Source organism: Candidatus Chloroploca sp. Khr17, from assembly GCF_004138165.1.
In the GTDB taxonomy this organism is placed as follows: Bacteria; Chloroflexota; Chloroflexia; order Chloroflexales; family Chloroflexaceae; genus Chloroploca.
The window spans coordinates 94710-109130 of record NZ_RYFF01000002.1 but is presented as its reverse complement, the minus strand read 5'-3'; the positions used below and the strand labels follow the sequence as shown (position 1 = coordinate 109130).

Sequence of the window (14421 nt, the reverse complement as noted above, 5' to 3'; positions counted from 1 at the left end):
GCTGTGAAGATTCTTTTTGTTACACCCTATTTTCCCTATCCGAGTGTGGCCCATGCAGGTGGCGTTTATACATTTCGCATGATCCAGGGGCTGGCCGAACATGGTCATGCGGTGACGCTACTGTCACTCGTTACTGAGGAAGAAGCGCGCCATCTTGCACCAATGAAAGCAATCTGTAGCCGCGTTGTTACCATCCCTACCGATCCGCACTGGCGCCATGCGGTGCAGTATCTGCCACGCCACCTGCTTGCTCCGGCAACCTTTCCAGGCTGGCATCCGAAGCTGGCAGCGGTCTTGCAGAACCTGGTGGCGCAGGAAACCTTTGATGTTGTGCAGCTCAATTGGAGTGAATTGGGCCAGTACGTAGGCTTGCTCAAGCAAAAAAGTGCAACGGTGTTATGTGCAATTGATGTATTATCGACGACGCTTGAACGGGACTGGGCCAATGAGAAAGATTTTGTGCGTAAGCTCTGGTTGTCTTGGTATGCCAAGGATGCCAAGCGCTACGAGAAAAAAATCTATCCGCAGATCGACCATATCATTACCCTGTCGCAGAAAGATCATGACTATCTGATGAACCATATACGCCAGGTGCAAGCAAGTGTCTTGCTGCCCGGTGTCGATGAGACTCTTCTGCAATTGCCGCTCCAGTTGCATGAATCCAAAGATATTGTGTTTGTTGGCCATATGCAACGACCATTCAATGTGAGTGCTGTTTTATGGTTTTATCACCAGGTCTTTCCGTATGTGCGCCAGCAGGTGCCAGCGGCCCGTTTAGTGGTGGTCGGTGCCGATCCACCGGATACCATTAGAAGCCTGGCGAAAGATCCTGGGGTTGTTGTGACTGGTGCAGTTGAACGGATCGAGGACTTTTATGCTTCATCGCGGCTCGCTATCGTCCCTCTTTTTGTTGGGGGTGGTATTATCAAGAAGGCAATTGATGCACTGGCGGCCGGATGTCCTATCGTTACGACCCGCATCGGGGTGGAAGGCCTTGCTGTACGCGACGAGCAGGAAGTGCTTCTTGCTGATGATGCCACTGCCTTTGGTCATGCGGTAGTCCGGTTGCTCCAAGATGATACGCTGTGGATGCACTTAGCCCGCGCAGGTCGAGCATGTGTACTTCGTCAGCATCATTGGCCCTCAACAATTGCGGCGTTAGAAGCGATCTACCAGAAGGTCTGCGATCGTGCCTGATGCAATGCCTGATCTCTCCATCATTATCATCAACTGGAATACCCACGCCCTGCTGCACGCGCTTTTGACTACGCTTGCGCCCTATCTGCAACAGGCTCAGGCTGAGCTTATCGTCGTTGATAATGCTTCCTCCGATGGGAGCGCGGCGATGGTAGCCGCTGATTTCCCCCAGGTGACGCTGATCCAGAATGTGCAGAATGTGGGGTTTGCTCGTGCGAATAATCAGGCACTCGCGCTTGCCCAGGGGCGCTATCTGCTGTTGCTGAATACTGATACGCTCGTGCCGCCCGGGGCGATCGAGGGGTTGCTGCATTTTATGGATGCGCATCCAGCGGTGGGGGCTTGCAGTCCGCGTCTGTTGACAGCTACAGGTCAGCCGCAGGCGTTTGCGTTTGGTGATGATCCGACGCCTGCCTATCTGCTGCGTCGCGGTCTGTGGCGCTTGCTCTTCAACCGCTCGCTCCATGACTGGGGGGTTGCACAGGTGCTTGAGGTGGCGTGGGTCGCCGGAACGTGTTTGATGCTCCGGCGCGAAGCCCTTGCCATAGTCAAGGGTTTCGATGAGGCGTTTTTTATGTATTTTGAGGATGTTGATCTCTGTCGGCGCATCAGGCATCATGGCTGGAAGATCTGTTATGTGCCTACCGTTGCGATTACCCATCTCGGTGGGCAGAGTTTGCAACAGAATCCGGCTGCGCAAGCCGCGTATTATGCGAGTCTGCGCTCTTTTTATGGACGGCATTATCCGCCTTCGTTCCGGCTGTGGCTGGTGATCGGTTTGCTGATCTATCAGCGCCTGAAAGCGTTGCTATGAGCACCGTGAAGTCTGGCTTCGCTGATCGGTTGATCCTCGCCTGGGCGATCCTGAGCGCTGCGGTGCTTTTTGTGGTCTTCCGTGATGCCGGCTTCGATGATCCTTTCATTACCTATCGCTACGCGGTCAATCTCGCGCACGGCAATGGGTTTGTCTATAATCCTGGTGAACGGGTGCTCAGTACGACGGCACCGCTCTATGCGTTGCTACTAGTGCCGTTTGCAGCGATCGAGGCAGATCTGCCCCTCGTGAGCAATCTGATCGGCACGCTGAGTCTCGGCGCAGGTTCGGTGGCGCTCTGGCGGATGGGCCGGATGGGTGAGATGCCCGTCGCCGGTGCAGCGGCAGCGCTGCTCTTTCCGTTGACGCCCCTGCTGATCAATACGCTCGGTGCTGAAACGATGCTCTTTCTGGCCCTGGTGCTCTGGGGCTTCGAGGCGGCCTGGCGCGAACGGCCATGGCTCGCCGGGGTGCTGCTCGCGGCGGCCACGCTGACCCGCGCCGATGCGGGGTTGGCTGTGGTGATGGTCGGTCTGCTCTTGCTCAAGCGCAATGGGCTGCGTCCGGCGTTGAACTTTGGGGTAGCCGTGACGCTAACAGCCCTGCCTTTTGTGGCGGCTGCCTGGTGGTATTTTGGCTCGCCTTTGCCGGTGACGCTGGGGGCCAAACAGAGCCAGGCCGATATTCCAGGTGGGCGCAACTATCTGGCAGGGCTCGTGCTGCGCCTGGGCAACCTCTGGAACTGGATGCCGTGGCGGCCTTTTGCGGTGCTGATCATCATCGGTGGGGTCCAGGCACTCTGGAAACGCGGCCCGTTGGCCCTGGTGGCGGGATGGTCATTGGCGCACGCGCTGGCCTATAGTCTGCTGGGTGTAACCGACTATTTCTGGTACTTTGGCCCGGTGATGACCGGCTTGACCATCTTGGGGGCGCTGGGCATCCAGTTGCTGGCTGAGCTTGGGGAGCGTATCGGAGGACGAAGAGCAGGGCTGAGCGTGGCAACAGGTTTGATCGTGCTCGCCCTGGCTGGCTATGGCAGCATCGTCACCCTTGCGACGCGCAACCCGGATCTCCGTATCCCCGCGTACCGCGCTGCGGGCGAGTGGCTGGCAGCCAATACCGAGCCCGACGCCCGTGTTGGCACCCTCGAAATCGGGGTCATCGGCTACTATAGCCAGCGCCACATGATTGATTTCGCCGGCCTAATCCAGCCCGAAGTGAACGCGATCTTTCGCGCTGGAGGCGGCTACCGCGAAGCGGCGCTCGCTGCCCTTGCGCACTACCGGCCAGCGTACGTCGTCAACCACGAAACGGCTTTTCCACTGATCACGTATGATCCGGCGCTGGCCGAAGCATGTAAAGAAGTCGCCGCCCTCCCCGATCCACGGTTTGCCACCCCGCTCCAGATCTATCACTGCACCTGGTAGTCGCGGACACAATCACATGTGTCGCTGTGTGGACACGACCAGTAGGCGCTGCAACGCGCCCAGGCACGATGACGCGAGCTCTGATCAGTTGAAGGCGGGGCGAGCATAATCTGCGTTGCCATCGAAGGGGCAAGGGCAACGTGGTGTTCGCCAAGCCCGACAAGCACAGCACCTTCGGCGCTGATCGCGAGCACCTCGGCCATCGTACCAGGCACGACACCCTGGGCACGCAAAAATGCAGCCACCATCGGCTCGGTGGCGACCGATGCCACGATGCCACGGGTTCCCGCTGTGCAATGGGCAAGTTCCTGGGTCGGCACTGCCTCGAACGCACGCTGCCTCGACCCAGGTGCGTGCTCGAGAAACGCCTTGAGCGCTGTCACCAGCCGTTCCGACGTAATATGTTCAAGCTGACAGGCGAGGTCATCGGCCTCTTCCGGTTCAATGCCCAGATTTTCGACCAGAAACATGACCCAGAGACGGCGACGCGAAAGGATCTGCTGGGCCTGCGTCTCGCCATGTTCGGTCAAGGTCACCCCTTTGTAGGGCTGATAAGCAAGAAGGCCGCGCTCATCGAGCTTGTGACACATCTCGTTGGCCGAGACCTGCGAGACACCGAGTTTATTCGCCAATAACGATACTGGTACTGGCTGTTGCGGCTCACTGCGGAGCAGCGCCGTCATCACCAGGTACATCTCAATACTTTCACTCATTATCGACTCCCACCCTGGAGCATACCATACGACATCTCGGCAGCAAGGCTTTCAACATCCACTCTTCTTCTGATGGAAGATGCCACTTTTACTGGCATCTTCCATCAGAAGAAGAAAAATAAGGTCAACCTATACTATCAAGTGAGACAAAAGTAGTATACCGTACTTTCTGGAGGGTAGATAGTGATTTTTTCTCTCCTGGCAGTTGTGTTGCCACTACTTGTTCAGCCTTACCCAAAGTGATATACCTCTAGTGTACAGGCACACCCAAAGATCGGAGAATGAAAGAGTCCCATGCATACTATACCCTCCGGGAACGACCAGTGTCATCAAGAGAGAGGCCCAGGGCAAAGGCTAGCAATGCACATCGCAGATGAAACAACGCTACCACTCTCGCTTGTCGAGGTCGGTGCGTATGTCCGTATCGTTCGGTTCAGTGGTGGGATGCGTAGCGCTCATCGGTTGGCAGAACTTGGTTTGATTCCTGGCACAGAACTGACGATCATTACCGCCCATGGCGGCGGAATGGTCATCGGAATTGGGGATACACGCTTAGCTCTTGGGCGTGGCTTGGCTCATAAGGTACTGGTAACGTTCCTGGAGAGGAAGCAGTAATGGCTGATCTAACCATTGCCCTTGCCGGCAATCCCAATGTGGGCAAGAGTACCCTCTTTAATGCCCTGACGGGGAAGCATCAGCATGTAGGGAACTGGCCGGGCAAGACGGTCGCCAAACAAGAGGGCAAGCTGATAATTGAGGGAAAGCACCTGACGATCATCGATCTACCAGGAACCTACAGCCTTTCAGCGCATTCGCCTGAGGAAGAAATCGCCCGCAATTTCATTGTCTGTGGACGGCCCGATGCAGTGGTCAATGTGCTCGATGCGGCAAATCTTGAGCGCAATCTCTATCTCTCTGCCCAGATCCTTGAAACCGGGGCTCCTATGATCCTTGTCCTCAATATGACCGATGTGGCAACGGCACGTGGCCTCCAGATCCATCCCGAAGTGCTCAGTACACGGCTCGGGATTCCAGTCATTACGATGGCCGCCAGTCGCGGACAAGGCTTAAGTGAACTAAAGAGACTGCTGGCAACCCTCGCACGCACCCCTCGTGAGGCGATGGTTGGTAGCTCGGTATGTGCATAGGAGGCGAGGCAATGACGAGTATTGGGCTCACGCCGTCACTGCGGATGACCTATGCGTCACCGATTGAAGCTGAACTGACCAGGTTGAGTGAGGATCTCGGGCATTGCCCAGACCTTGTTGCGCGCTATCCGATGCGCTGGCTGGCGATCCAGTTGCTTGAAGGTGATGCGTTGCTGCAGGCCGAGGTTGAACGCCTTGGGGGATCAGTGGCAAGCGAAGCGCTCGCAGCGAGTCGGATGCGCCTGGAAACACACTATGGCGAAGATCTTGATGTTGCCATGGTTGACCAGCGCTATCGCTTTGTCCACGATCTTGCCGCACAGGCCCTGACCCGCCCCAAGACACCCTCTCTGACCATGTCCGACCGCGTTGATCGCATTGTCACCAATCGCTGGTTGGGCATTCCGATCTTTCTTGGGCTTATGTGGGTCGTCTTCAAGCTGACCACTGATGTTGCCGCACCCTTTGTTGACTGGATTGATGCAGTTTTGACCGGGCCAGTCAGCCACTGGATCATCAGCTTGTTGTCAATCACTGGGCTCAGCGGAGGTTGGCTCGAGTCTCTGCTCATTGATGGCGTTATCGCCGGTGTGGGTGGGGTGCTCGTCTTTATTCCTGTGCTCTTTTCCCTCTATTTTGCGTTGGCGATCCTTGAGGACTCAGGCTATATGGCCCGCTCAGCCTTTGTGATGGATCGCTTGATGCATCGCCTCGGGCTGCATGGCAAGAGTTTCTTGCCGATGATTGTGGGTTTTGGTTGTTCGGTGCCTGCGATTTACGCCACCCGTACGCTCGAAAATGAACGTGACCGCATCCTGACAGGCTTGTTGGTGCCCTTTATGAGTTGCAGTGCCCGCCTACCGGTGTATGTCCTCGTTGCGGCGATCTTTTTCCCAACGATGGCGGGACTGGTCATCTTCGGGCTCTATCTGACGGGCATCCTGGTGGCGATCGGCCTGGGGATCCTGCTCAAGCATACTCTTTTTGGCAATGAACTACCGACACCGTTTGTGATCGAATTGCCGCCTTACCGCCTGCCAACCTTGCGCAATATCTGGCAACAGATGTGGGAACGAACTGCGGCTTTTCTCCAGCATGCCTGGACAATTATTCTGGGTACCAGCATGCTCATCTGGCTGCTGCTCGCACTTCCGGTCAGCGGCGAAGGCGGTTTTGCTGAGACTGACGTTGACCAGAGTGCCTTCGCAGCCGTTTCAGGGGTGGTGACGCCCGTCTTTGCCCCCCTTGGCTTTGGCAGTTGGGAGACGAGCGGGGCACTGTTGACCGGCTTTGTTGCCAAAGAAGTCGTGGTGAGCACGATGATCCAGGTCTACAATGTGCCTGGGGAAGAAGAAGAAGAGGCCGTTGCAACCACCTTTGGTGAAGACCTGTTGGCAATCGGCGGCAGTTTTGTCAGCGCCACCAGCGACGCCCTCAAAGCAATCCCCTCGATCATCGGGATCAATCTCGCCGCAGAAGAGGACGAGCAAGCTCCAGACGGCCTCACAGGGGCGATTCGCCAGGGTTTTGACGCCAGTAGCGGCGGGCACGGGGCGCTGGCGGCCCTCGCCTTCCTGGTCTTTGTGTTGCTCTATACGCCCTGTATGGTCGCGGTTGCGGCTGCTCGCCAAGAGTTTGGCTCGCGCTGGATGTGGGTCAGCATTATCGGCCAGTTTGTCATCGCCTGGCTCGCAGCACTGATCGTCTTCCAGGGGGGGCGTTTCTTTTTGTAGGGCCTGCGGCCCTACAAACTGATGCTTGTGCTGGCACAAACGGCCAGCTTCGCTAGCCGTTTGTGCCAGCACAAGCGAGGCTCTCGCTAGCCGCTGACCCGCAAACCTGGCTTCCTTCGCTGGAAAAAAGCCAGCATTGCTGGCTTTTTTCCAGCAAAACAAACCGTTGGCTCCAGGTAACAAAAAGAAAGCAAAGCATCACATGTTGCAAAAAGTCTTGCAGGCTCTCGAAGAGACGCAAGGCCCGGTGTCGCTCGATGAGTTGAGTCGCCAACTTGAGCTTGATGTGGGGGTACTCGAGGGAATGATCGATTTTTGGGTACGGAAAGGCAAGCTGAAAGATAGCCGCCTGGCTGCATGTGCCGGAGGATGCGGAAACTGTAATCCCGGTGCGCAAGGCTGCACGTTTGACCGTGGTAGACCACGATCGATTACCCTCACCTGAAGCCGTATGCCGATCGATCTGTTGCTTAATGGACAGTTATATCGTGAACCCTCTTCCGTCGTTGAGGGGGCGTCGGTTGAGTTGCACGCGGTGCCACCATCCGGGGCTTCTTCGCTTAGCCTGACCCTCGACGGGGTACCTCTAGAGCCATTTTTGCGCCCTGGTGACCCGGCCTGGCGCTGGCGCTGGCTTGCTCCGGCCAGTACAGGTGGGCACGAGGTACTGGTGTGCGCATGCTGGCCTGATGGTCGCACCGAGGAGGTGCGTACGCAGATCGTGGTTGTGCCACGTAAACTTGACGCTGAACACTATGCACTGCTCCTTGAGGATTTGCAAGCAGTGGCCCCCCGCTTGGTCTTTGCGCTCACTGGTGGACGGCACGGGGTGCAACCTGATCCAACTTCACCGAGCGCGAACGCCGCCGCGATGCTACACGCCCTCTGTCGCGACGAAATCCCGCGCCTTGCCGCAGCAGTTGAACGCCTCGCCCAACGCCCACCTGATCGCCTACGAACCCGCACTATCTCGGTCGAGCCAGGCACGGCGCAGCGACCGGCGCTTCACAGGGGCGAGTTGATCAAGACATCAGCAACGTCGGCGACAGACCCGGGAAAGCTGTCGCCGGCTTCGTTGAGCAGCATACCAGAAGAGGCAACCGAGGCGAGCTACGACAGCTATGAGGCGCGTCTGTTGCGACGGCTCATCGAGGTACTGCTGCATCGCCTTGGACAACTGGCGAGCCTGACCACCCCGACGCCAGAACTGGAAGCAACCCGGCAGCGCCTGCGCGAACTGCGGTCACTGCCCCTGCTTGCCGAGGTGCCGCCGCTGCAAGCCTATCGCGGAATCACATCGCGTATGCAGCGCGACACCGACTACCGCATGGTCGCCCGGGTCTGGCAATGGCTCCGGCGACATCCACTGATCACCTGGGATACCGCGACCCTGACCTTGCCCATCAGCCAGTTACCCCGCCTCTACGAGCGATGGTGCGCTGTGCGCGTCGCGCTCACCTTGCTTGAAAGGCCCGAATATACGCTGATCAGCCAAGAGTTGTGGAACGACGATGCCGGCGAGCAGGGGCTAACGTTGACGGAAGGAACGGCGCTCGTTGTGCTGGCACACGAGGATGGGAGCATCTTGACCTTGCGCTATCATCCCCGCTACCCGCCCGACGGTACCAACGTGCGCTCACTCGACCGGCACACACGCATCCCCGATCTTGCCCTTGAAGTGACCCCGCCTGACGGCCCGCCCCGGATCAGCCTGCTCGACGCCAAATATCGACTTGATACCAGTGGCGGCGTGCCCGCCGACGCCTTAGCCGACGGATACAGCTATCTAGGGAGCATTGGCAACCGTGACGGCGTACGCCTCGTCGAAGGGGTCGCCCTGCTCTACCCAGGTCGAGGCAAAGCGGAGCACTATCCCAGTGGCATCGCCGCCCTACCGCTCTTGCCAGGAAATGATGATGCACTACGGGCGTGGGTTGCGGATGCAGGGTGAGCCTCTCTTGCCGTGAACAAAGCCAGCTGCGCTGGCTTTGTTCACGGCAAGCGGTTGGGGATGGCGGCGCAGCCGCAAAATCACCCCTTCGGGCGAAAGAGGCTGCCAATCATCTCAAAAATCGGGTTGCCACTCGCTGCGGGCTGTGCCGCAGGCCCGTTAGAGCCTGCCGCAGTACCGCCCTGATTCAGGGCACCTTTGAGTAAGGCTCCAAAGAGACCTTCGAGCAGCGAGGCTGCCCCAGCCGCACCCGGATCAATCTCACCCTGGGTATTGCGGCCCGAACCACGCCCGTGCCCCTGAGGTGATTGCGCCGTATGATTCGCTGCCCGACGTGCTTCGAGCAGCGCCGTAAGAATGGCAGCAAGATCGTCATCACCATTCTTCTTGGCCTGACTAAAAGCACCGATCGCAGGCAATAAAACATCAATCAGGGTTCCCTGGCCAGGTGCCGCACCACTCGACTGCTGCGCACCACCAAGCAAACCTTCAAGCATTGGTTGCAGATCACTGAGGCTAAAATCCGAGCGGCCCGCCAGATTCGTCGCCGCCTGATCAAGGCCCTGGGCATAGATCGGAGCGGTCGCCCCTTTGCCATTGTCACGCAACACCTGGGCCGCCTGAGCCAGTGCGGATCCGAGGTCACTGCCAGCGCCAGTATTCATCTGTTGCTGCAAGGCACCCGTGACGAGGCGAAAATTATTGACCATATTGTCGCCGCTATCGCCATCATCGCGATCAAGCTGGTTGAGATCGGGGCGATCGCGCTCAAGATTCTCGGTCATCGCCTCAAACAGGGCGACAAGACTCTTTGCATCAGCCATGCGCAAAACTCCTCTTTGTTATTCATCGTCCTGGGCAAAAGCATCGGTTTGATCAGGCGTTTCGGGAGCATAATCACCAATGGCAAGGATCGCATTGCGAATCTGGTCAGCAGCAGTTTGCCACGAACGCCGCATTCGCGGATGCGCCTCGACGTGCAGCGGTTCACCAAAACGAACCGTCACCTGCACGGGGCGCGGCACAAACTTGCCCTTGGGCATGACCCTGGTTGTCCCGCCAATCCAGGTTGGGATCACCGGGATCTGAGGAAAATCGGCCAGCAACTTGCCAATGCCTGCCCGAAACGGCCCCAACGAGCCATCCTTGCTCCGCGTGCCTTCGGGAAAGAGCAAGAGCGCATACCCTTCACGCAACGCCCGCGCCGCATGGCGCAGTGGATCTTGCCCACCACGGCGATCGCGAGCAATTGGAATTGCATTGAACAGCACGCGGGAAAAATATTGCTGCGGCCCACCCTGAAAAAAATAATCTTGAGCCGCTGCCGCCACAAAATGGTCGCGAATATCGGGGGGAAGACTTGCAAAAACAACGGCCGTATCGGCGTGACTCTGGTGGTTGGCTGCAATGACAAACCCACCCTCGCGAGGAAGATATTCAAGCCCACTGATGCGCGGACGCACATACAATTGCACAAAGCGCACAAACATGCCGGGCAGAAAACGCGCCGCAGCATGGCGGCTCCGATAGAGGCTCATCGCGTGCTCCGCACGCCGTTTTTCAGGTGAATCACGGCTAATCCCTGGCTCTCAACTTTGTTTCTGGCATGATATGGTATGAGCTCATCGTCCAGATACGCTTCGAGTTATTATACCGCTAAGTTGAGAAAGTGGGTATGGGGGCGTTCGGGCTATCGCCCTAAAACGCATGCTTATGCTGGTGCAAAGGCCATCGAAGCTAGCCGTTTGCACCAGCATAAGCGAGATGTTTGGGGGGCTGCGCCCATACCCTTGCCTACAAAGGCAAGTGCCTGGACACGGGGCTCTGCCCCGTGTCCAGGCACACTTGCACCTACCTTCACTACTGCTCGTTGAGGATCTGCGCAAAGGCTTCGGCGTTGTAACGCAAAATTGGCTGACGAGCGGCCCGCACTTCGTCGAGCCGACGCACTGGTGCGGTCGTCGGGGCGTCATGTAGGACGTCGGGGGTCTCAACGGCTTCGCGGGCAATGTCGCGCATGGCCTGAATGAAGATGTCCAGGGTGCGCTTGCCTTCGGTTTCGGTTGGCTCAATCATCAGTGCTTCGGGCACGATCAGGGGGAAGTAGACCGTTGGCGGATGGAACCCATAGTCAATCAACCGCTTGGCGATGTCGAGCGTGCGGATGCCCTGCGCACCGGCAATCTGCCCTTTGAGCACGGTCTCGTGCATGCAGATCCGGTCAACCGCCTGCGGGTAGATGTCTTTTAGTTTCACGCGCACATAGTTGGCGTTGAGAACGGCGATTTCACTCACTTCGCGCAACCCTGCCGCCCCCAGCGTGCGAATGTATGTCCACGCCCGCACAAGCATGGCAAAGTTGCCATGAAAGGCTTTCATGCGCCCGATGCTCTTCTCGGGGGTAAAGAGTTCGTAGTTGCCGCTCGCCGTCTGACGTACCCGTGGCCCTGGCAAAAAGGGCGCAAGTTCTGCCGTGCAACCGACCGCCCCTGAACCAGGGCCACCACCGCCGTGCGGGGTCGTAAAGGTCTTGTGCAAGTTATAGTGCATAAAATCAAAACCAAGCTTACCTGGTTTTGCAATACCAAGAATTGCATTGAAATTAGCACCATCTCCGTACATCAGGCCACCCGCCTCGTGGACAAGCTGACAGATCTCGACAATCTGGTCTTCAAAGAGCCCGAGCGTATTGGGGTTTGTCAGCATCATGCCAGCCGTACGTGGCGAAAGTTTCGCCCGCAGATCGTCCATATCCACGTTGCCCCGGGCGTTGCTCTTCAACTCGACAACCTTGAGTCCGACCATCGCGGCAGTCGCAGGGTTGGTCCCGTGCGCAGCGTTGGGCACCAGCACTTCGGTGCGATCAAGATCGCCGCGATCAAGGTGATACGCCCGGAACGCCAGAATGCCCGTGAACTCGCCCTGCGCGCCCGCCGCCGGTTGCAACGAGACGGCCTCAAACCCCGAGATTTCACCAAGGTAGTCTTGCAATTCGTACATCAATTGCAACGCACCCTGGCTCAGGCTCTCGTCTTGCAACGGGTGCGCCGCCGCAAACCCGGCATAACGGGCCACCTCCTCGTGCAATTTGGGCGTAGCTTTCATCGTACACGAGCCCAGTGGATACATCATTGTATCGGGCGAAGCATTGCGCTGGCTAATCCGCGTGTAGTGCCGCATGACCTCAGGCTCGGTCAGTTCGGGAAAGTCATTCATCCCGTCCTGCCGCAGCAATGCGGTCGGTAACGCTGCTTCGGGAACATCAAGGCGCGGCAGGTTGGTACCATGCTTGCCCGGAGCCGAAAGTTCATAAATATGCGGTTCGTACGTATCCACGTAGCTCTCCTTATTTCACCCATATCGTTGGCGCAAAGCCCTCGATACGTGCCCCGTTAAAACAAATCTTTGATCGGCAACACAAAACCTGGCAAAAACTCAACGGAATCTAGCGTTGCCTCAAGGCCATAGGTACGCGCCAGACCATCTGGCGTATGTACCACCAGCAGGCGCGTGGTCGGATAGACCATCCAGACGGCAAGCGTACCAGCGCGCAGGTATTCACCCACTTTGGCTTGTACTTCATCGGCTGTATCATGAGGTGATACAATCTCGACGGCAAGGTCAGGCGCAAAAGGCCAAAAGCCCTCGGGAAGGCCATGCTTGGGCAGGCGCTCGGCACGAACGTAATAGACATCAGGGCTGCGCACCGTGTCCGGATCGTGCGCAAGCACAAACCCCGACTCAACGCCAATAAAGCCCTGGTTGGTTTGCTTGTTCCACTGGATCAAAAGCGCCGCAAGCATAGCAGCCACAATCCCATGCACACCACCGGGGGGCATATGATCAATAACCTCTCCCGCTACAAGTTCCTGATGCCGTGAACCAGGTAAAAGAGCAAAAGTTTCCGCTGTCAGCAAGCGCGTGAGCGTACTCATCGTATCACCTCTTCACCTCTTCACCTCTCAGCAGTGGGTTCGCTCACCAAAGGGCCGCGTGCTCAGCAGCCCTGCCCCCGGCAAGGTATGGGCAACAATTGACCTGAGTTCGGCCGCTCTGCTCAAGCATACGTCCTAGCCAACTGCCCAACGTTCGCCGGCATCAACCAAACTGACCCAGTAGTTCAACGAGGCGATCAATGTCGGCTTTGCTATTCATCTCAGTTACCGCGAGCAACATCGCATTACCGAGCGTCGGTTCATCCTCAGCCAGATCATAGCCGCCAACAATCTGATGCTCACGCAACGCCGCATTAAGCTCGGCCACCGGTCGTGGGCAATGCACCACAAACTCTTTGAAGAACGTCCCCGGTTCAACCTGATATCCAGGCAAGCGGGCAAGCGCCTCGGCGGCATAGTGCGCCCGATGATAACAAAGCTCGGCCACGTTGCGCATCCCCTGGCGGCCCATCAGGCTCATATAGACCGTCGCGGCCAGCGCCATCAGGCCCTGATTCGTACAGATATTGCTCGTCGCCCGCTCACGCCGAATATCCTGCTCACGGGCGCGCAGGGTCAACACATAGGCCAGTTGACCATCAACATCTTTGGTGACACCAACAATGCGTCCGGCAATCTTGTGGACATGCTTCTGGCGCGTGGTAAAAACACCGAGGTACGGCCCACCAAAATTCAGCCCAAGACCCAGTGGTTGCCCTTCAGCGGTCGCGATATCGGCCCCGACTTCGGCGGGCGTCTGAAAGAGCCCCAGCGCAAGCGGGTCGAAATGGACACACAGCAGCGCACCCTGAGCCTGCACTTTTTCGGCCAGACCACGCAGATCATGCATCCGCCCGAAGAAATCAGGACTCTGCACAATCAACAAGGCCGTCTGTTTATCCACCAAGGCCAGCGCATCGTCGATGCTGCTGCCCGGCGTCTCGTCACCGACAACCTCAATCTCAAGCCCCTGCAGATACGTGCGCAACACCGCCCGGTACTGCGGATTGACACTACGAGCCACGACGATCTTGCGCCGATTGCGGGTCACGTTAAGCGCCATGATCGCCGCCTCGGCCAGCGCCGTCGCACCATCGTAGTGGGACGCATTGGCAATCTCCATCCCGGTCAGCGAGCAGATCATGCTCTGGTACTCAAAAATCGCCTGCAACGTCCCCTGGCTAATTTCGGGTTGATAGGGGGTATACGAGGTATAGTATTCGCCACGACGCAGAATCTGGTCAATCGCCGTCGGCACAAAATGGTTGTACGCCCCGGCTCCCAGAAAGATGCTGTGCGTATGGACATGCGCATTCTTATTGCTCCGCGCGAGCAAAGCGCGTACCAATTCTGGTTCAGACATTGGCGCGGGCAGATCCAGGGCCGGAAAGCGCCATCCTTCAGGCACATCAACAAACATGTCATCAGTTGACGCAACCCCGATCGCCTTGAGCATCTCGGCGCGTTCCGTCGCGGTAATCGAAATATAATGGGACATGCTCT

Annotated in this window: 14 protein-coding genes; 8 read left to right on the top strand and 6 right to left on the bottom strand. The window is 57.7% G+C overall.

Translation table 11 applies throughout. From position 1 onward, the window contains the following. Window positions 1-3 precede the first annotated feature (3 nt). From EKD05_RS01880 to EKD05_RS01870, 3 genes are read left to right on the top strand one after another with little or no spacing between them, the layout of a single operon-like run. Window positions 4-1197 carry a glycosyltransferase family 4 protein gene (locus EKD05_RS01880; RefSeq protein ID WP_129670620.1) on the top strand — a complete coding sequence of 398 codons (1194 nt, stop codon included), beginning with the start codon at window positions 4-6 and terminating at the stop codon, window positions 1195-1197. After that, entirely contained in the window at window positions 1190-2011 is an 822-nt protein-coding gene (locus EKD05_RS01875; protein ID WP_129670619.1) for a glycosyltransferase family 2 protein, read from the top strand. Before EKD05_RS01880 ends, EKD05_RS01875 begins: the two co-directional genes overlap by 8 nt. Then, window positions 2008-3438 carry a DUF2029 domain-containing protein gene (locus tag EKD05_RS01870; protein ID WP_129670618.1) on the top strand — a complete coding sequence of 477 codons (1431 nt, stop codon included), beginning with the start codon at window positions 2008-2010 and terminating at the stop codon, window positions 3436-3438. The genes EKD05_RS01875 and EKD05_RS01870 overlap by 4 nt, the downstream gene beginning before the upstream one ends. On the opposite strand, the gene EKD05_RS01865 is transcribed toward EKD05_RS01870, so the two are convergent. Then, on the bottom strand, window positions 3423-4151 hold the full coding sequence (locus EKD05_RS01865) for a metal-dependent transcriptional regulator (protein ID WP_129670617.1): 729 nt from the start codon (window positions 4149-4151) through the stop codon (window positions 3423-3425). The genes EKD05_RS01870 and EKD05_RS01865 overlap by 16 nt on opposite strands. 294 nt (window positions 4152-4445) lie before the next feature. Between EKD05_RS01865 and EKD05_RS01860 the strand changes: the two genes are divergently transcribed. From EKD05_RS01860 to EKD05_RS01840, 5 genes are all read left to right on the top strand, one after another. Then, window positions 4446-4766, top strand: a complete 321-nt coding sequence (locus EKD05_RS01860; RefSeq protein ID WP_370374866.1) for a ferrous iron transport protein A — start codon at window positions 4446-4448, stop codon at window positions 4764-4766. Beyond that, the gene (locus EKD05_RS01855; RefSeq protein ID WP_129670615.1) at window positions 4766-5299 is read left to right on the top strand and encodes a FeoB small GTPase domain-containing protein; all 534 of its coding nucleotides are present in this window, start codon (window positions 4766-4768) and stop codon (window positions 5297-5299) included. The genes EKD05_RS01860 and EKD05_RS01855 overlap by 1 nt, the downstream gene beginning before the upstream one ends. Window positions 5300-5310: 11 nt before the next feature. Then, window positions 5311-7032, top strand: a complete 1722-nt coding sequence (gene feoB / locus EKD05_RS01850) for a ferrous iron transport protein B (RefSeq protein WP_129670614.1) — start codon at window positions 5311-5313, stop codon at window positions 7030-7032. Between the two features lie 202 nt (window positions 7033-7234). Continuing rightward, entirely contained in the window at window positions 7235-7477 is a 243-nt protein-coding gene (locus EKD05_RS01845) for a FeoC-like transcriptional regulator (RefSeq protein WP_097651582.1), read from the top strand. 6 nt (window positions 7478-7483) lie between these two features. Further along, entirely contained in the window at window positions 7484-8983 is a 1500-nt protein-coding gene (locus EKD05_RS01840; RefSeq protein ID WP_129670613.1) for a DUF2357 domain-containing protein, read from the top strand. An 80-nt stretch (window positions 8984-9063) separates the two neighbouring features. Here the strand turns inward: EKD05_RS01840 and EKD05_RS01835 are convergent, their stop codons facing one another. From EKD05_RS01835 to gcvPA, 5 genes are all read right to left on the bottom strand, one after another. Next, a complete protein-coding gene (locus tag EKD05_RS01835; protein ID WP_129670612.1) occupies window positions 9064-9807 on the bottom strand; it encodes a dihydroxyacetone kinase subunit L in 744 nt (247 codons plus the stop codon). An 18-nt stretch (window positions 9808-9825) separates the two neighbouring features. Next, window positions 9826-10521, bottom strand: a complete 696-nt coding sequence (locus EKD05_RS01830; protein WP_129670611.1) for a lysophospholipid acyltransferase family protein — start codon at window positions 10519-10521, stop codon at window positions 9826-9828. Window positions 10522-10843: 322 nt separating this feature from the next. Continuing rightward, window positions 10844-12319 carry an aminomethyl-transferring glycine dehydrogenase subunit GcvPB gene (gene gcvPB, locus EKD05_RS01825; RefSeq protein ID WP_129670610.1) on the bottom strand — a complete coding sequence of 492 codons (1476 nt, stop codon included), beginning with the start codon at window positions 12317-12319 and terminating at the stop codon, window positions 10844-10846. Between the two features lie 56 nt (window positions 12320-12375). Further along, window positions 12376-12918 (bottom strand): Uma2 family endonuclease, encoded by a 543-nt coding sequence (locus EKD05_RS01820; RefSeq protein WP_129670609.1) that lies wholly within the window; start codon window positions 12916-12918, stop codon window positions 12376-12378. A 163-nt stretch (window positions 12919-13081) separates the two neighbouring features. Continuing rightward, window positions 13082-14416 carry an aminomethyl-transferring glycine dehydrogenase subunit GcvPA gene (gene gcvPA, locus EKD05_RS01815; protein ID WP_129670608.1) on the bottom strand — a complete coding sequence of 445 codons (1335 nt, stop codon included), beginning with the start codon at window positions 14414-14416 and terminating at the stop codon, window positions 13082-13084. Between the last annotated feature and the right edge of the window lie 5 nt (window positions 14417-14421).